15 protein-coding genes are annotated in these 17,599 nt (G+C 61.7%); 12 read left to right on the top strand and 3 right to left on the bottom strand.

Annotated features, from left to right (window positions below):
* Positions 1-31 precede the first annotated feature (31 nt).
* Positions 32-784 carry a TetR/AcrR family transcriptional regulator gene (locus tag A7K61_RS12760; RefSeq protein WP_069557697.1) on the bottom strand — a complete coding sequence of 251 codons (753 nt, stop codon included), beginning with the start codon at positions 782-784 and terminating at the stop codon, positions 32-34.
* 355 nt (positions 785-1,139) lie between these two features.
* Between A7K61_RS12760 and A7K61_RS12755 the strand changes: the two genes are divergently transcribed.
* From A7K61_RS12755 to A7K61_RS12740, 4 genes are read left to right on the top strand one after another with little or no spacing between them, the layout of a single operon-like run.
* Positions 1,140-1,847: an ABC transporter ATP-binding protein gene (locus A7K61_RS12755; RefSeq protein WP_069557696.1), complete on the top strand. Its 708-nt coding sequence runs from the start codon at positions 1,140-1,142 to the stop codon at positions 1,845-1,847.
* Entirely contained in the window at positions 1,844-3,043 is a 1,200-nt protein-coding gene (locus A7K61_RS12750; RefSeq protein WP_069557695.1) for an ABC transporter permease, read from the top strand. The genes A7K61_RS12755 and A7K61_RS12750 overlap by 4 nt, the downstream gene beginning before the upstream one ends.
* Positions 3,036-4,514: a TolC family protein gene (locus A7K61_RS12745; protein ID WP_069557694.1), complete on the top strand. Its 1,479-nt coding sequence runs from the start codon at positions 3,036-3,038 to the stop codon at positions 4,512-4,514. Before A7K61_RS12750 ends, A7K61_RS12745 begins: the two co-directional genes overlap by 8 nt.
* Positions 4,504-5,757 (top strand): efflux RND transporter periplasmic adaptor subunit, encoded by a 1,254-nt coding sequence (locus A7K61_RS12740; protein WP_069557693.1) that lies wholly within the window; start codon positions 4,504-4,506, stop codon positions 5,755-5,757. Before A7K61_RS12745 ends, A7K61_RS12740 begins: the two co-directional genes overlap by 11 nt.
* Before the next feature lie 103 nt (positions 5,758-5,860).
* On the opposite strand, the gene A7K61_RS12735 is transcribed toward A7K61_RS12740, so the two are convergent.
* Both A7K61_RS12735 and A7K61_RS12730 read right to left on the bottom strand, forming a co-directional pair.
* Complete coding sequence (locus A7K61_RS12735) at positions 5,861-7,255, bottom strand: FAD/NAD(P)-binding protein (RefSeq protein WP_069557692.1); 1,395 nt, start codon at positions 7,253-7,255, stop codon at positions 5,861-5,863.
* A 23-nt stretch (positions 7,256-7,278) separates the two neighbouring features.
* Positions 7,279-7,842, bottom strand: a complete 564-nt coding sequence (locus A7K61_RS12730; RefSeq protein WP_047711165.1) for a helix-turn-helix domain-containing protein — start codon at positions 7,840-7,842, stop codon at positions 7,279-7,281.
* Positions 7,843-7,934: 92 nt separating this feature from the next.
* On the opposite strand from A7K61_RS12730, the gene A7K61_RS12725 reads away from it, so the two are divergent.
* From A7K61_RS12725 to A7K61_RS31310, 8 genes are all read left to right on the top strand, one after another.
* Positions 7,935-8,864 (top strand): DMT family transporter, encoded by a 930-nt coding sequence (locus A7K61_RS12725; RefSeq protein ID WP_069557691.1) that lies wholly within the window; start codon positions 7,935-7,937, stop codon positions 8,862-8,864.
* 715 nt (positions 8,865-9,579) lie between these two features.
* Entirely contained in the window at positions 9,580-12,501 is a 2,922-nt protein-coding gene (locus A7K61_RS12720; RefSeq protein ID WP_044267887.1) for a monovalent cation/H+ antiporter subunit A, read from the top strand.
* Positions 12,501-12,845, top strand: a complete 345-nt coding sequence (locus tag A7K61_RS12715; protein ID WP_003192163.1) for a Na+/H+ antiporter subunit C — start codon at positions 12,501-12,503, stop codon at positions 12,843-12,845. The genes A7K61_RS12720 and A7K61_RS12715 overlap by 1 nt, the downstream gene beginning before the upstream one ends.
* On the top strand, positions 12,842-14,524 hold the full coding sequence (locus tag A7K61_RS12710) for a monovalent cation/H+ antiporter subunit D (RefSeq protein ID WP_032896621.1): 1,683 nt from the start codon (positions 12,842-12,844) through the stop codon (positions 14,522-14,524). Before A7K61_RS12715 ends, A7K61_RS12710 begins: the two co-directional genes overlap by 4 nt.
* Complete coding sequence (locus A7K61_RS12705) at positions 14,521-15,009, top strand: Na+/H+ antiporter subunit E (RefSeq protein WP_044267902.1); 489 nt, start codon at positions 14,521-14,523, stop codon at positions 15,007-15,009. The genes A7K61_RS12710 and A7K61_RS12705 overlap by 4 nt, the downstream gene beginning before the upstream one ends.
* Positions 15,006-15,284, top strand: a complete 279-nt coding sequence (locus A7K61_RS12700; protein ID WP_003192168.1) for a K+/H+ antiporter subunit F — start codon at positions 15,006-15,008, stop codon at positions 15,282-15,284. The genes A7K61_RS12705 and A7K61_RS12700 overlap by 4 nt, the downstream gene beginning before the upstream one ends.
* The gene (locus tag A7K61_RS12695) at positions 15,281-15,619 is read left to right on the top strand and encodes a Na+/H+ antiporter subunit G (RefSeq protein WP_014718935.1); all 339 of its coding nucleotides are present in this window, start codon (positions 15,281-15,283) and stop codon (positions 15,617-15,619) included. Before A7K61_RS12700 ends, A7K61_RS12695 begins: the two co-directional genes overlap by 4 nt.
* Before the next feature lie 321 nt (positions 15,620-15,940).
* A protein-coding gene (locus A7K61_RS31310; RefSeq protein WP_139129487.1) for an IS3 family transposase occupies positions 15,941-17,304 on the top strand; the annotation gives its coding sequence in 2 pieces (ribosomal slippage) (positions 15,941-16,406 and positions 16,406-17,304; 1,365 coding nt in all).
* Positions 17,305-17,599: the final 295 nt, after the last annotated feature.

Below are 17,599 nucleotides of genomic sequence, written 5' to 3'. Positions count from 1 at the left end.
AACCGCCCTGTTTTTTTGCTCTGATTTTGAACTAGCGCATCACATTACTGGCCGGCGCCGCAGCCTGTTCGCGAATCGCCCGCTGAGTCTCCAACACCTTGGCCAACGCCGTCTCAGCCTCGGCACTCTGCTGCGGCACCCGAATCGCTGCCGACACCAAGGTAATCAACTTGGCCATCACCTCGGCATCCGTGGCCGGGCGGCCCAGACTCATGGAGTTCATCAGCAGGCGCAGTTCGGTGCCGGCCATGACCCCGGAAATGGCCTTGAGGGCAAATTGCAGGCGCACCCCCAGTTCATTGCGCGGCAAATCCGGCAAGGCCAGGGCGAAGGCTTCGAAGAAACGCTGGAACACCGGCTGGTAATGCACCTTGAGGTATTCCTGAATGAACGGCGAGGTGTCGCTGTAGACCCGGCCCAGGAAGCGGATGAACGAGCGCCCTTCCCCGCTGGCCGGGTCGCTGCGCTCCAGGCCCATGGCCGGGGCAAACAGCACGCCCAGGAGCGTGTCGCAATCCAGCGGGCCGTCGGATTCGGCTTCACAGCGCGCCAGCAGTTCCAGGCGCTGCTCGTTGAGCGGCTCCAGGCGTTGCATCAGCAGGGTTTTCATCAGGGAGTCCTTATCCCCGAAGTGGTAGTTCACCGCCGCCAGGTTGACCTGGGCACGTTCGGTGATCTGCCGTAACAACACGGCGTCATAGCCGTACTTGATGAAGAGAGCCTCTGTCGCATCCAGCAGTCGAGTCTTGGTAACGTTTGGAGCGCTGAGTTTCTTCGCGACCATATGGATTCCACGGCGGAAATATTGTTTTAAAAAATAATTTGATTTTTTATACCGGGGCGGCCCGTCGAAAGCAAGTAGTGACACTCCGCCATATCTTGCAAAGCCTGTATAACCGGGCTTTTGAGGCTAGCCGATGGATTTTTACCCGCCCCTGAGACACGGCGAAAAAATCGTTTCAACCGGTAAAACCGCTCTACCTCCATGGCTGGCGAAGCCTCAGGAAGGCAGTTACTATTCAAACAATATTTTAAAAACAAGAAATAAAATCAGTCCGTGACGCGTACAGGCAGCTTCCGAACTTGTTACAAGGGTTTTCCGGGAGCAAGGCGGCACCGTCGAGACTGCAGGCGTAGTCATGATGACACAGACCCCCGCGCAACCCGGCTTGATTTCCCTGCAAGGCATCGGCAAGCGCTATCAGCTCGCCGGGCAAGAATTGAGCATTCTCAATGACGTGTGCCTGTCCATCGCCAGCGGTGACAGCTGCGGCATTCTCGGTGCCTCTGGATCCGGCAAAAGCACCCTGCTCAACATCCTCGGCCTGCTGGACCTGCCCAACTGCGGCCAATACCACTTTGCCGGCCACGATATTTTCAACGCCACCCCCGATGAGCTGGCGGCGATCCGCAACCAGCAGATCGGTTTCGTGTTCCAGAGCTTCAACCTGCTGCCCCGCCTGAGTGCCCTGGACAACGTCGCGCTGCCCTTGAGTTATCGCGGCGTGTCGCGGCATGAATCGGTGGAACATGCCCAGCGCATGCTCGCACAGGTCGGCCTCGCCGAGCGCGCCCACCACCGCCCTGCTGACCTCTCCGGCGGCCAGCGCCAGCGCGTGGCCATTGCCCGCGCCCTGGTTGGCAACCCCTCGGTGATTCTGGCCGACGAACCCACCGGCAACCTCGACAGCACCACCGCCCAAGAGATCATGGACCTGCTGTTGAACCTCAACCGTGAACAACAGGTGACGCTGATCATCGTCACCCACGACCCCCACATTGCCGAGCGCCTGGAGCGCAAGATCCTGGTGCGCAATGGTGTGGTGCAGGAGGCCGGGCGCCCATGAGCCTGCGGGTCGAGCAGAGCCTCAGCCAGTTGCTGCACGAAGCCTTTATCAGCCTGCGTACCCTGGGCAAGCGTTCGATCCTGGCGCTCCTGGGGATCGTCATCGGCAGCTCCTCCGTGGTGGCGTTGATCAATATCGGCCACAACGCGGCGGTAGATGCGGCGATGATTTTCAAGGACATGGGCACCGACACCCTCATCGCCCAGTTCCCGCCCAAGGGCAGCAGCAACGTGCCGATGCGCACACAGCTGGACCTCGACGCGGTGCGCCAGGCAGTGCCAGGCATTGCCCATATTGGCGCGCTCAGCCTGTTCAGCGGGCCCATCGTGTTTCATGGGCGCACCACCAATGCCAGCTTTGTCGGCAGTACTGCCGGTATCCAGGACGCCATGCGCCTGGCGCTGCGTGAGGGGCGCTTCCTGTCACCCTTCGATGCCAACGAAACCTACGGGGTGATCGGCGACCAACTCGCCCAGGCCCTCGGCGCGCCGGGCGACCCGCTGCAACTGGGCGACCGTGTGCGTATCAACGACTACCTGTTTCTGGTGGTGGGCATCCTGCACAACCAGCCCCGGGCCATGCTGATGCCGGTGCAAGCCAACGAATCATTGTTTATCCCCGCCGAGGGCATGCGCCGCATCTACGCTACCCCACAGATCAACAACCTGATCATCCGCGCGGCGCCGGGGCAAGACATGGAACGTATCGCCAGGGACACCGCCGCCGCGCTGCAACCCCAGCTCACTGATCATGACGTCGACATCACGGTGCCCCAGCAAATGATCGATGGCATGACCCGCCAAAGCCGCACCTTCGCCTACCTGCTGCTGGCCCTCGGCGCGATCTCCCTGGTGGGCGGCGGTGTGGGGGTGATGAACGTGATGCTGATGAACGTCTCGGAACGCCGCCGCGAGATCGGCATCCGTATGGCCCTGGGCGCGCGCCAGCGAGACATCCGTAATCTGTTTTTGCTCGAAGCGGTCACCCTCACCGCCGTGGGTGCGCTGTGCGGCGCGGTGCTGGGCATGACCGCTGCCTGGCTGTATGCGTGGCTGTCGGGCTGGGCCTTTGCCTTGGCAGTGGCCGCCCTGCCCCTGGGCGTGGGCAGCACGTTGCTGGTGGGTTTGTTCTTTGGCATTTACCCGGCGGTGTCGGCCTCACGCTTGCAGCCGGTCGAGGCCCTGCGCGATGAATAAGTACCTGCTAGTGCTGATGCTGATCAGCCTGCCGGGCATAGCCGCCGACGTGGTCATCAACCCCCAGGCACCGAGCACCACCCGCAGCGGCTACGAGCGCAGCGTCTCGCTCAATGCCCAGGCAACCACCATGACCCTGGGCGACGCGGTGTACCTGGGCCTGCGCAATAACCCGGCGATCCGCAGCGCTTACCTGCAACGGGTGGCGCAGAAGTTCGACCTGCGCGTGGCCGAAGACGTGTTCAACCCCAAGCTCACCCTCAACAGCTATTACCGCAGCACCCGCGGCTCCCAGGACAACGCGCGCAACGCCAACGTCGCGCCCACCAGCAGCCTGTTGGGTGAATACGGTACGCGCTTGAGCATGGCCTGGACCCAGCAGTTGAACAACGCCAACCGCGCCGGTCGCTACCGCAGCGACGGCCTGGACCTGGCGCTCATCCAACCGCTGATGCGTGGCGCCGGCTGGGATGCCACCACCGCACCGCTGCGCCTGTCGCGCCTGGCCGAGCAGGCCAACCGCCTGAACCTCAAGGCCACCGTGGCGCAGACCATCAGCCAGATCATCGCCACCTACCGCGAGTTGCTGCGCGCCCAGGAACAACTGGTGATCGTGCAGGAAGCCCTCAAGCGCTCCACGACCTTGCTGGAGGTGAACAAGGCGCTGATCAGCGCCGGGCGCATGGCCGAATTCGAGATCGTGCAGACCGAGGCCGATATCGCCACCCAACAACTAGGCGTGGAAGAAGCCCGCAACCAACTCGACACCAGCCGCCTGGCCTTGCTGCGCCTGCTGGCCCTGGACCTGTCGACACCGGTGCGCGCCACCGAGGCCCTGGAAGCCAGCCCCATGGAGATCGACAAACGCCAGGCCTTCAACCTCGCGCAAAACCAGCAACCGGAATACCTCGCCGCCCTGCTCGGCAGCCAGCAGGCCGATCTTAACCTGGTCATCGCCAAGGATTCCGGGCGCTGGCAGGTGGACCTGGTGGCCGGCGCCAACCAGATACGCGCCGCCAGCGATAACGACGACGGCCATAACAATAACCGCACCTGGGACAGTTACGCCGGGGTGCAAGTGCAGATCCCCATCGGCGATATCAGCACGCGCCAGGCCGAAGTGCGTGCGCGGGTGAATGTAGAAGACCAGGAAATCCGCATTACCGACGCTCGCCAGGAACTGGAGCGCAACGTCAACAATGTGGTGCGTGACCTCGGCACCCGCTGGCGCCAATATGAAATCTCCAAGCGCGCCGTGGAGTTGTCGCGGCGCAAGATCGAGATCGAGCGGGAAAAACTCAGTGCCGGGCGCTCCACCAACTTCCAGGTGCTGAGCTTTGAAACCGACCTGCGCAACGCCGAAAATGCCCAGCTCAATGCGCTGATCGCTTATTTGAACGCCCAGACCCAGCTCGATCTGACCCTGGGCATGACGCTGGAAAGTTGGGAAATCGCCCTCAATGACTACTAATAAAAAATTGCTGATGGCCGTTGCCTTGATCCTGTTGCTGGGCGGCGCGGCAGTCAGCCTGCTCAGCCAACGCAGCGGCGCCGAGCCAGCGAGCACGGCCGAGCAGTGGCTGGCCGTGAAGCCCGACCCGCTGGTGCACCAGATCGGCCTGGTGGGCAAGATCGAGCCGCAGACCACCGTCACCCTGACGGCACCGTTCGACGGCAATGTGCTGGCTAACCTGGTCGAACAAGGCCAGCGCGTCGAGGCCGGCCAGGTCCTGTTGCGCATGGACCCGGCGACGCTGGAAGTGCAACTGCGCGACGCCCTCTCCGCGCAACTCAAGGCCCGGCGCACCGTGCAGGAAATGCAGGACTGGGGCAGCAGCCCCACCGTCAGCCGTGCCCGTCGCAGTTTACGCGCCGCTGAAATGACCGCGGGCAACACCCAACGCAAACTCACCGAGAGCGAAAACCTGTTCAAGCGCGGCATCATCCCCCGCAACGAACTGGACGACCTCAAGCAACAAACCCAGCAACAGCAACTGGACCTGGTGGCGGCGCGCAGTGAGCTGCAACAAGCCCTGGACCAAGGCCAGGGCGAATACCGGCAGATCGCCGAGATGGAGCTGACCAATGCCACAGTGAAGTACGAAGCCTTGCAAACGCTGCTCGAAGGCAAGGAGGTCAAGGCGCCCTTCTCCGGCATCGTGGTACCGGCCCCCGGCAGCAACAACACGGCTCAAGCTGGCGGCAATAACAGCGCGCCGGTGCAGGCCGGCAGCAAGGTCAGCCAGGGCCAGGTGCTGTTCGGCCTGGCCAATATCGAACAGTTGAAAATCGTCGCCAAGGTCTCAGAGCTGGATATTAACCAGCTGCGTCAGGGCCAGGCCGTGGAAGTGATGGGCGATGGCTTTGACGGCGAACGGCTGACGGGTTCGGTCAGCGTGGTCAGCGGCTTGGCCATCGCCAGCGACAGCCAGGGCAGCGCGCAGTTTCCGGTGACCTTGTCGATCCCCAAGCTGACGCCCCAACAGTTGCAGCGGGTGCGCCTGGGCATGAGTGCGCGGTTGACCATCGTCACTTATAACAATGACCAGGCGATCGTGATTCCCAGCCAGGCGATCCAGGCGGACATGACCGTGGCGTATCGGGCGGCGATGGATCAGCCGGTGCAGCGGATAAAAGTGACCACTGGGCAATCGACGCCCCAGGGGGTTGAGGTGTTTGGGCTGAAATCCGGGTTTGTGAAAATCTCACGATAAAAGGAGATCAAGATGTGGGAGCGGGCTTGCTCGCGAAGGCGGTGTGTCAGCCAGTGCATCCGTTACTGCACTACCGCTTTCGCAGGCAAGCCAGCTCCCACATTCAAGCCTGTGCCAGCCTGGCGGCCAGTGCCTTGGCCTGCAGGGCCACATCGGTCACCGCCGTGCTCTCCCACCACATGCCCCGCAACGGCGGCCCCATGGCGAACAGTCGCGGGCTGACCTGGCCGCTAGCATCCAGCACTGCGCCGCACGCATCCGCCGCAATCCCCAGCGCCAACGGCCCAGGCTGGACCAACCCGCGCTTGAGCAATTGCTGCGGCAAAGGCCGGGCCACCCGGCGCCAGTCGTATTCGATGCCGCTGGAATTGATCAGCGCAGCGCCCCACACCTGGGTGATCACATCCTCGCCACGGTAGCGCACCGTAATGGCGACCCCCTCTTGCGACGGCATCAAGCTCTTGAACGACGCCGCACGGATCCGCAACCGCCCTTCCCCCTGCAAGCGCTCCACCAGTTGCGCACTCATTGGCGGCGAACGGTGATGATGGCTTTCCCACCAAGGCCGCACATGCCGCACGAACTGGCGCTTCTGAGCCTCACTGGCCTGGCTCCACAGCCGCGCGATATGCCCGCGCACCGTGTCCAACGGCGCCTGCCAGTCGATGCCTTGCTCCAGCGCGAGCTGGCACTGGCGTCGCACCTCACGCAGCAATTGTCGGGGGCTGCTCAGGCTGTGGTCGGCGGCGAGGAAGTCGTTCCAGCTCGGCGGTTGCCGGCGTACATGGGGCAACAAGCCGTGGCGCGAAAAAACCTCGATAGGCCCGCGATGCCCGGCCTGTTCCAGGGAGACCACGGCATCGACCATGGTCAGGCCGGAGCCGATGACCAGTACCGTCGATTGGGGGTCCAATTGGATCATTGCGCGTACATCCCAAGGATCCAGCGCAGCGGCGTTCAAACCTGTGGATTCGGTTTGCGGGGTGCGCGCCGCCGGGAACATGCCGGTGGCCACTACCGCAAAGGCGCCCCGCAGTTGCTCGCCATTATCGAGCGTCAACAGCGCCGAGGTTGCATCGACTTGCAGGTCCACCGTTTCGGCACGGATGTGCTCGACGGTCGAGGTGGACCGCGCCTTGGCTTCAGCCAAGCGCTGCTGGGCATACAGTCCAAAAATCCCCCGCGGCGGGAACAGTTCGCTGATGGGCACATGCTGTTGATACGACTCGGGCCATCCCCCGGCGCTGATGTAGTCGGTGAGCCACTGAGTGAGGTCGTCGGTATTGTCCGGGTCAACGCTCATGCGGGCGGCATTGCCGTTCAGCGTATGGCCCAATTCGACCGCGCTGTAGGCCTCGCCGCGCCCCAGTTCAGCACGGGGTTCGACTACCAGGATGCGCCGCGTGCCCGGTAGGCGCAGCAGTTGCACGGCCAGCATCGTACCGCTCAGGCCGCCGCCGATGATCAGTACATCAGCATTGCGGGTTGATTGACTCATGCTGGCTCACCCCTGAGTGTTGTTCAAATCACCACATTTCGAACAAATCGCACCGCCGCGTCCCCATCATTGCGATAAGCATGGGGCTGGTGGCTGGCGAACATAAAGAACTCTCCAGCTTCGATCACATTTTCCTGATCACCTATCACCAGCGTCAGTCTGCCCTCGAACACAAACAGCTGTTCGCTCCACCCTTCCAAGTCAGGGTCCGGGCAATAGCGATCACCGGGCTCAAGCCGCCACTCCCATAATTCGACCTCACGCCGTGCCGTGGCCTTGGCCAGCAACACCGCCTTACTACCGGCAATTTCGCCCGCCCAGGCCAACTCGTTGATACGGCTATGATCGCGCACATCCGGCGCCTGGATCAGGTCACTAAATGCCACATCCAACGCTTCGGCGACACGGTCCAGGGTCGACAAGCTGACGTTCTTCTCCCCTGCCTCAATCGCCACCAGCATGCGCCGGCTGACACCGGACTTTTCCGAGAGCGCGGTCTGGCTCAGGTCGGCGGCATGGCGCAGGCGACGAACGTTCTGGCTGACGTGCTGCAGGACCGAGGCCCGTTGCGGATTTTCTTTGTGCACTATATTGCTCAATGAGTAGGTGTGCGCAGTATACTGCCCAGCGTGCGGCGCATTGTGCGGTCCGTGCTTTCCCCTTGCAAGACCGAGCCGCCATGACCGCCCCGAACTCCCCGTCGCGTTTCAACCGTTTCAGTAAAGCCGAATGCATCCTGGTGGTGATCACCATGATCTGGGGCGGCACCTTTTTGCTGGTGCAGCACGCCATGACCGTCAGCGGGCCAATGTTCTTTGTCGGCCTGCGCTTCGCGGCGGCGACGATTGTGGTGGGGCTCTTTTCCTTGCGCACCCTGCGCGACCTGACCCTGTTCGAACTAAAGGCCGGGGTGTTTATCGGTGTGGCAATCATGTTCGGCTATGGCTTGCAGACCATCGGCCTGCAAACCATCTTGAGCAGCCAGTCGGCGTTTATCACCGCCTTGTATGTACCCTTCGTGCCGCTGTTGCAGTGGCTGGTATTGGGCCGTCGCCCCGGGTTGATGCCCAGCATCGGCATCATGCTGGCGTTTGCCGGGTTGATGCTGTTGACCGGCCCGGCGGGGGCTTCGTTTAACTTCAGCCCAGGTGAAATCGCCACGCTGGTCGGTGCAGTGGCAATAGCGGCCGAGATCATCTTGATCAGCGCATTTGCCGGCCAGGTGGATATTCGCCGGGTGACCGTGGTGCAACTGGCCACCGCTTCGGTGCTGTCATTCATGATGGTGGTGCCCATGGGCGAGGCGTTGCCGGGCTTTTCCTGGCTGCTGCTGTTCAGTGCCGTGGGCCTGGGCTTGACCAGTGCGGTGATCCAAGTGGCGATGAACTGGGCCCAGCAAAGTGTGTCGCCAACCCGGGCAACGTTGATTTATGCCGGTGAGCCCGTGTGGGCAGGCGTTGTTGGGCGAATCGCCGGGGAGCGGTTCCCACCGATTGCGATGCTGGGCGCGGTGTTGATTGTGGTGGCGGTGATTGTGAGCGAGTTGAAGACCAAGGGGCAAAAGGCCGTTGAGTTGGCAGAGGCGTTGGAGCAGGAGCGGCAGGGATAGTTTGCGATCAACAGTAACCACGATGCGAAGCGAGCCGCTCTTGCTCTTGATCTGCTTTTGATCTGGATCTCAGGCGCCCCGTCAAACCACGCTGGCCGGAATTCGACAGTGATTTGGGGGGTAAACCGGCAGGGATGCCGGTTTAGCCGCCCCGCGCCATGGATGGCGCGTGGCGGCGGCCCCCCAAATCACTGGCGGATTACGGGCACACCGAGCCCCGGCGAGGTGCCGAGTGGTGGGGCAAGAGCGTTTTGCTTACTTTTGCGCTGTTCAAAAGTGAGCCGCCGTCAGGGCGGAACCCTAAGTGGCCGTTGCCGCAGCAATGGATATGTACACAATCCAATTGTGTTGACTGCCAGGCCGCCTTCGCGAGCAAGCCCGCTCCCACAATTGGATCGTGGGGTGCCAGGTAGAGAAGTGTCGGCTGATAGGCCGCCATAGCAGGCAAGCCAGCTCCCACAGTTGGATTGTGGGGTGTCAGGGAGATAAGCGTCGACTGTCAGCCCGTCACGGGAGCCAGCTCCCTCGCCACAGGTACGGCGTCGCTGCAGATAACGGCTCCCACAGAGGTCGGCTTTTTAATTCAAGCGCAGGTTCAAACAGTGCCAAATGGGAAGTTTCAGCCTACCTTGTAGGATCCTGCCACATCTTGGCGTTTGGTGATCGTGAAAGCGGCACGTATGATGCATCCCAAACTCCCGCAGATTAGAAGCCTATGTCCCTGATAGTTCTACTGCTTCTGCCTTTTATCGGCAGCTGTCTGGCGGCCTTGCTGCCGCATAACGCACGTAACACCGAATCCCTGTTGGCCGGCCTTGTGGCATTGGTCGGTACTATTCAAGTCGCCCTGCTCTACCCCCAGATCGCCCACGGTGGCGTGATCCGCGAAGAATTCATGTGGTTGCCCAGCCTGGGGCTGAACTTCGTGTTGCGCATGGATGGGTTCGCCTGGCTGTTCTCGATGCTGGTGCTGGGCATCGGCACGCTGGTGTCGCTGTATGCGCGTTATTACATGTCACCGGACGACCCGGTGCCGCGTTTCTTTGCGTTTTTCCTGGCGTTCATGGGCGCCATGCTTGGCCTGGTGATCTCCGGCAACCTGATCCAGATCGTATTCTTCTGGGAACTGACCAGCCTGTTTTCGTTCCTGCTGATCGGCTATTGGCACCACCGTGCCGATGCGCGACGCGGGGCGTATATGGCGCTGATGGTCACTGGCGCAGGCGGTTTGTGCCTGTTGGCGGGGGTGATGCTGCTGGGGCATATCGTCGGCAGCTATGACCTGGACCAGGTGCTGGCGGCGGGCGATCAGATTCGCGCGCATTCGCTGTACCCGGTCATGCTCGCCCTGGTGCTGATCGGCGCCTTGAGCAAAAGCGCGCAGTTCCCCTTCCATTTCTGGCTGCCCCACGCCATGGCGGCGCCGACGCCGGTTTCGGCCTACCTGCACTCGGCGACGATGGTGAAGGCCGGCGTGTTCCTGCTGGCCCGCCTGTGGCCGTCGCTGTCCGGCAGCGAAGAATGGTTCTGGATCGTCGGCGGTGCCGGCGCCCTCACTCTCCTCCTCGGCGCTTACTGCGCCATGTTTCAAAACGATCTCAAGGGCCTGCTGGCCTATTCCACCATCAGCCACCTCGGGCTGATCACCCTGCTGCTGGGCCTCAACAGCCCACTGGCCGCAGTTGCCGCGGTATTCCACATTCTCAACCACGCCACCTTCAAGGCTTCGCTGTTCATGGCCGCGGGCATCATCGACCACGAAAGCGGCACGCGGGATATCCGCAAGCTCAGTGGCCTGGTGCGCCTGATCCCGTTTACCGCGACCCTGGCGATGGTCGCCAGTGCGTCCATGGCCGGGGTGCCGTTACTCAATGGTTTCCTGTCCAAAGAGATGTTCTTTGCCGAAACCGTGTTTATCTCGTCGACCCAATGGGTGGAAATCGCCCTGCCGCTGATCGCGACCATCGCCGGTACGTTCAGCGTGGCCTATGCCTTGCGCTTTACCGTGGACGTGTTCTTCGGCCCGCCCGCCACCGACTTGCCGCACACGCCCCACGAGCCGCCGCGCTGGATGCGCGCACCGGTCGAGCTGCTGGTGTTCACCTGCCTGCTGGTGGGGATTTTCCCGGCCCAGGTGGTCGGCTCGATCCTCGCCGCTGCCGCCCTGCCGGTGGTGGGTGGTACCTTGCCCGAATATAGCCTGGCGATCTGGCACGGCTGGAACGCGCCGATGATCATGAGCCTGGTGGCGATGACCGGCGGCGTGGTGCTGTACCTGCTGCTGCGCAAACAACTCAAGCGTGGCCGCTTCGAATACCCACCGCTGATCGGCTACTTCAACGGCAAGCGCGGTTTCGAGCGCTGCCTGGTGGTGATGATGCGCGGCGTGCGCCGCATCGAGAAGCGAATCAGCACCAAGCGCCTGCAAACCCAGTTGTTCCTGTTGGTGCTGCTGGCGGTGATCGGCGCAATGATCCCGATGATCAACAGTGGCCTCAGCTGGGGCGACCGCCCGAAAATCCCGGGTTCCATCGTCTTCGTCACCTTGTGGTTGCTGGCGATTGCCTGCGCTCTTGGCGCCGCCTGGCAAGCCAAGTACCACCGGCTGGCGGCCCTGACCATGGTCAGCGTGTGCGGCCTGATGACCTGCGTCACCTTCGTATGGTTCTCGGCACCGGACCTGGCCCTCACCCAACTGGTGGTGGAAGTGGTCACCACCGTGCTGATCCTGCTGGGCCTGCGCTGGCTGCCACGGCGGATCGAAGAAGTCTCGCCACTGCCCAGTTCGCTGCGCAAGGCGCGTATCCGCCGCCTGCGTGACTTGCTGCTGTCCACCGCGGTCGGCGGCGGCATGGCGCTGTTGTCCTACGCGATGCTGACCCGTCAGACGCCCAACGATATCTCCTCGTTTTACCTCAGCCGCGCCCTGCCCGAAGGCGGCGGCAGCAATGTGGTGAATGTGATGCTGGTGGACTTCCGTGGCTTCGACACGTTGGGCGAAATCACCGTACTCGGCGCCGTGGCCTTGACCGTGTACGCCTTGCTGCGCCGCTTCCGCCCTTCCAAGGAAAGCATGGAGTTACCGCCCCAACAACGCCAACTGGCGCCGGACGTGGCGACCGATCTGGTCAACCCGCGCCAGGCCAGCGACACCGCCCTGGGCTTCATGATGGTGCCGGCGGTGCTGGTGCGCTTGCTGCTGCCGATTGCGCTGGTGGTGTCGTTCTACCTGTTCATGCGTGGCCACAATCAACCGGGTGGTGGTTTCGTCGCCGGGCTGGTGATGTCGGTGGCGTTTATCCTGCAATACATGGTCGCCGGTACACAGTGGGTCGAGGCGCAGATGAGCCTGCGGCCGATGCGCTGGATGGGCTTCGGCCTGCTGTCGGCCACCTTGACCGGGCTGGGTGCGCTGTTCGCCGGGTACCCGTTCCTCACCACGCATACCTGGCATTTGAGCCTGCCGCTACTGGGCGATATCCATATCGCCAGTGCGCTGTTCTTTGACGTCGGCGTGTACGCCATGGTCGTGGGCTCGACGTTGTTGATGCTTACCGCCCTCGGCCACCAGTCGGTGCGCGCGCATAAACCGAGCAACCAGCCCAAAGTGGTTGCTGCAACCGAAGGAGCCGCCTGATGGAAGAAGTCATCGCAATAGCCATTGGGGTCCTGGCGGCCTCCGGCGTCTGGTTGATCCTGCGGCCACGGACGTTCCAAGTGGTCATGGGTTTGTGCCTGCTGTCCTACGGCGTCAACCTGTTCATCTTCAGCATGGGCAGCCTGTTTATCGGCAAGGAGCCGATCATCAAGGACGGCGTGCCCCAAGACCTGCTCAACTACACCGACCCACTGCCTCAGGCCCTGGTGCTCACGGCCATCGTCATCAGCTTCGCCATGACCGCGTTGTTCCTGGTGGTGCTGCTGGCATCCCGGGGCCTGACCGGCACTGACCATGTAGACGGCCGGGAGCCCAAGGAATGACGTGGATGAATCAACTGATCGTCGCGCCGATCCTGCTGCCGCTGCTCACCGCCGGGCTGATGCTGATGCTGGGCGAGAAACGCCGCCCGCTCAAAGCCCAGATCAATCTGTGCTCCAGCATCGTCGGCCTGGGCGTTGCTGTGCTGCTGTTGTACTGGACGCAACAAGGCGGCCCCGGCTCCATTGGCGTGTACCTGCCGGGCAACTGGCAGGTACCGTTCGGCATCGTGTTGGTGGTGGATCAACTGTCGGCGATGATGCTGGTGCTTACCGGGGTGATCGGCGTGAGTGCGCTGCTGTTCGCCATGGCGCGCTGGGACCGTGCGGGCACCAGCTTCCATGCCCTGTTCCAGATCCAGCTGATGGGGCTGTATGGCGCCTTCCTCACCGCCGATCTGTTCAACCTGTTCGTGTTCTTCGAGGTGCTGCTGGCCGCCTCCTACGGTCTGATGCTGCACGGTTCCGGCCGCGCGCGGGTGTCGTCGGGGCTGCATTACATTGCGATCAACCTGCTGGCGTCGTCGCTGTTCCTGATTGGCGCGGCGATGATCTACGGCGTCACCGGTACGCTGAACTTCGCTGACCTGGCGCTGAAGATCCCGCTGGTGCCGGAGGCCGATCGCGGCCTGTTGCATGCCGGTGCGGCGATCCTGGCGACGGCGTTCCTGGCCAAGGCCGGCATGTGGCCGCTGAACTTCTGGCTGGCGCCCGCCTACTCCTCGGCCAGCGCGCCGGTGGCGGCGATGTTCGCGATCATGACCAAGGTCGGCGTGTACACCGTGCTGCGCCTGTGGACCCTACTGTTCTCCGGCCAGGCCGGCGCCTCGGCGCTGTTTGGCGGCGACTGGCTGGTGTACGGCGGCATGGCGACCATCATTTGCGCGGCACTGGCGATGGTGGCGGCGCAGCGCCTGGAGCGCATGGCCAGCCTGAGCATCCTGGTGTCGGCCGGGATCCTGCTGTCGGCCGTCGGGTTTGCCCAGCCGAGCCTGACCGCTGGGGCGCTGTTCTATCTGGTCAGCTCCACCCTGGCACTGAGTGCGCTGTTTTTGCTGGCGGAATTGATCGAGCGTTCGCGTTCGGCCAACGATCTCCCATTGGATGAAGAGATCGATGCGCTGCCCAAAGCCATGGAATCGCTGCATCCGCGCCCGGGCGTGAACCTGGACGATGAGCAAAAAGCGGTGATCGGCCAGGTCATCCCTTGGACCATGGCCTTTCTCGGCTTGAGCTTTATCGCCTGTGCGCTGCTGATTATCGGCATGCCGCCACTGTCCGGGTTTATCGGCAAGCTCAGCCTGTTGAGCGCGCTGATCAACCCACTGGGCCTGGGCAACGCCGTGGATGAGTCAATCCGCCCAGCGGCCTGGGGCTTGGTGGCGCTGCTGATTCTCTCTGGCCTGGCCTCGCTCATCGCGTTCGCCCGCCTCGGTATCCAGCGCTTCTGGACCCCGGAAGAACGCCCATCACCGCTGCTGCGCCGCTACGAATGTGTGCCGATCTTCCTGCTGCTGGGGTTGAGCATCGCGCTGACCTTCAAGGCCGAGGCGCTGATGCGCTACACCCAAGCCACCGCCGACAGCCTGAACAACCCGGAACACTACGTGATGGCAGTGCTCGCGACCCGGCCAGTGCCCAGCCCTGAAGCCAAGGCCGCCGCCCTGGAGGTGCAACCATGAAGCGTCTGTTCCCGGCTCCCTGGTTGTCGTTGGCGTTGTGGGTGTTGTGGCTGGTGCTGAACCTGTCGATCAGCCCCGGCAACCTGTTGCTGGGCGCACTGCTGGGCTTTCTTGCGCCGCTGCTGATGGCGCCGCTGCGCCCGCTGCCGATCCGCATCCGCCGCCCAGGGGTGATCATCCGCCTGTTCTTCCGGGTCGGCCTCGACGTGATCATCTCCAACCTGCACGTGGCCTGGGGCGTACTCACCTGCGGCTCCCGCCCACCGCGCTCGCGCTTTATCAAGATCCCCCTGGACCTGCGCGACGCCAACGGCCTGGCCGTGCTGGCGATGATCACCAGCGTGACCCCCGGCACCGTCTGGTCGGAACTGGCCCTGGACCGCAGCATCCTGCTGCTGCACGTCTTCGACCTGGATGACGAGGCCTCGTTTATCCAGCAATTCAAGCACGCCTACGAACGGCCCCTGATGGAGATCTTCGAATGAGCGCCCTGCTCGCCAATGCGATCCTGTTCAGCCTGTTCCTGTTTTCCCTGGCCATGGTGCTGACCCTGGTGCGCCTGTTCAAAGGCCCCTCGGCCCAGGACCGGGTACTGGCGCTGGACTACCTGTACATCCTGGCGATGCTGATGATGCTCACCCTGGGTATTCGCTATGCCAGCGACACTTACTTTGAAGCGGCGCTTTTGATCGCGCTGTTCGGCTTCGTCGGCTCGTTCGCCCTGGCCAAATTCCTGCTGCGTGGCGAGGTGATTGAATGATGCCGTTATGGGTTGAAATTATCGTGGCGGCGTTGCTGTTGCTCAGCAGCCTGTTTGCCTTGATTGGCGCGATTGGCTTGCTGCGGATGAAAGAATTTTTTCAACGCATGCACCCGCCGGCACTCGCCTCGACGTTGGGGGCCTGGAGCGTGGCGTTGGCGTCGATCATCTACTTTTCAACGCTCAAATCCGGGCCGGTGTTGCACGGCTGGTTGATTCCGATTTTGCTCGCGATCACCGTGCCGGTCACCACACTGCTGTTGGCGCGAACCGCCCTGTTCCGCAAACGCATGGCCGGTGATGACGTCCCCGCCGAAGTCAGCAGCCGCCGCTGATTCATCAGGCGAACGCAGTAAAAATGTGGGAGCTGGCTTGCCTGCGATAGCCATAGGTATCTACACAATTTTGGTGCGACGCTGAACCTGTGGTGAGGGAGCTTGCTCCCATGACGGCCTGACAGCCGGCGCCCATCTACCTGGCACCCCGCGATCAACCTGTGGGAGCGGGCTTGCTCGCGAAGACGGCCTGACAGCCTACCGGGATTTAGGATCAGACTGAGTACATATCCGTTATTTAGGTAACGGCCACCTAGGGTTCCGCTCTGACATGAACTGCCCCCCGAATGTTGGACACCTGCCCCCTCGGGAGAGTGTTCCATGACGAAATACAACCTAGCGCTCAAGCAATCATTGATTGAAGAGTGCCTGTCTGCCAGTAGTGTTCATGAGGTGGCCCTCAAGCATGGCTTGAGTCCATCGCTGCTGCGACGCTGGGTCAAGGGTTTTGAAAAGCACGGCGCCTCTGGCTTGATTGCCAAGTACAGCCATTACGATGCCCAGTTTAAATTGAAGGTTTTGCAGTGCATCAAACAAGACGGACTGTCGGACCAACAGGCCTGTATACGGTTTGATATCCGTGGTCCAAGTAGTATCAGACAGTGGCGAAAGCTGTACGATGAAGGCGGTGTAGAAGCACTACAACCGCATCGTCTTAAAGAGTCCAGCATGCCCCGCAAACCTTCCAGGCAACCCAAAGCAAGTCCTGCTCTTCCTGCGGACGCAGAACTGACCCCTGCACAAATGCTCGCAGAACTGGCTTATCTGCGTGCGGAGAATGCCTATCTAAAAAAGCTCGATGCCTTAATCCAAGCGGATCCTCGTACTGCGCAACCCAAAAAACGCAGGCCGTCCAAGGATTGAGGCATGAGCATCCACTTGCTCTGTTGCTACGTGCTGCGGCACTGGCACGCAGCACCTTCTATTACCAAAGCAAAACACTGCTAACCGACAAGCATGCCGGCCTTAAAGATCGCATCCGCAGCGTCTATCACGGGCATAAGGGGCGTTACGGCTACCGCCGCATCGCCGCGACCCTTGGAAACAGTGGTGAGTTGATCAATCACAAAAAGGTGTATCGACTGATGCAGATGATAGGCCTCAAGTCGCTGGTCAAAGTGAAGAAATATCGCTCTTACCGAGGTGCTGAAGGGCTTGTTGCGCCTGATCTACTAAAGCGCGAATTTAAGGCACAAGCCCCTAACCAGAAATGGGCAACCGACGTGACGGAGTTCAAGGTGAAGGGGCAAAAGCTGTTTCTCTCGCCTCTCATAGATTTGTACAACGGCGAGATCCTGGCTTACCAGGTCAACCGACGTCCCGAATTCAGGATGGTTTCGACGATGCTGGAAAAAGCCTTTGAGCGACTGAATCAAGGTGACAAACCGATACTGCACTCTGACCAGGGTTGGCAGTACAGGCAGCCTACCTACCGACACATGCTGGCCGAAAAGAGCATTGAGCAGAGCATGTCGCGCAAGGGTAATTGCTTGGACAATGCCGCGATGGAAAGCTTTTTCGGCACGCTCAAGAGCGAGTTTTTCTATTTGGAGTCATTTGAGAGTGTGGAGCAGCTGGCATCAGGCATAGAGGATTACATCGCCTACTACAACCAAGACCGCATAAGCCTCAGACTGAATGGCTTGAGTCCAGTACAATTTCGGACCCAGGCACTAAATCAATAGCGTCCCCTGTCCAACTTTCGGGGGGCAGTTCAACAGCGGCTCACTTTTGAAAAGCGCAAAAGTAAGCAAAACGCTCTTGCCCCACCACTCGGCACCTCGCTGTGGCTCGGTGTGCCCGTAATCCGCCAGTGATTTGGGGGGCCGCCGCCACGCGCCATCCATGGCGCGGGGCGGCTAAACCGGCATCCCTGCCGGTTTACCCCCCAAATCCCTGTCGAATTCCGGCCAGCGTGGTTTAACGGGGCGCCTGAGATCAAAAGCAGATCAAGATCAAGAGCGGCTCGCTTCGCATCGT

The organism is Pseudomonas sp. AP42 (assembly GCF_001728935.1).
In the GTDB taxonomy this organism is placed as follows: Bacteria; Pseudomonadota; Gammaproteobacteria; order Pseudomonadales; family Pseudomonadaceae; genus Aquipseudomonas; species Aquipseudomonas lactis.
This window is presented reverse-complemented; position numbering and strand designations above follow the sequence as displayed.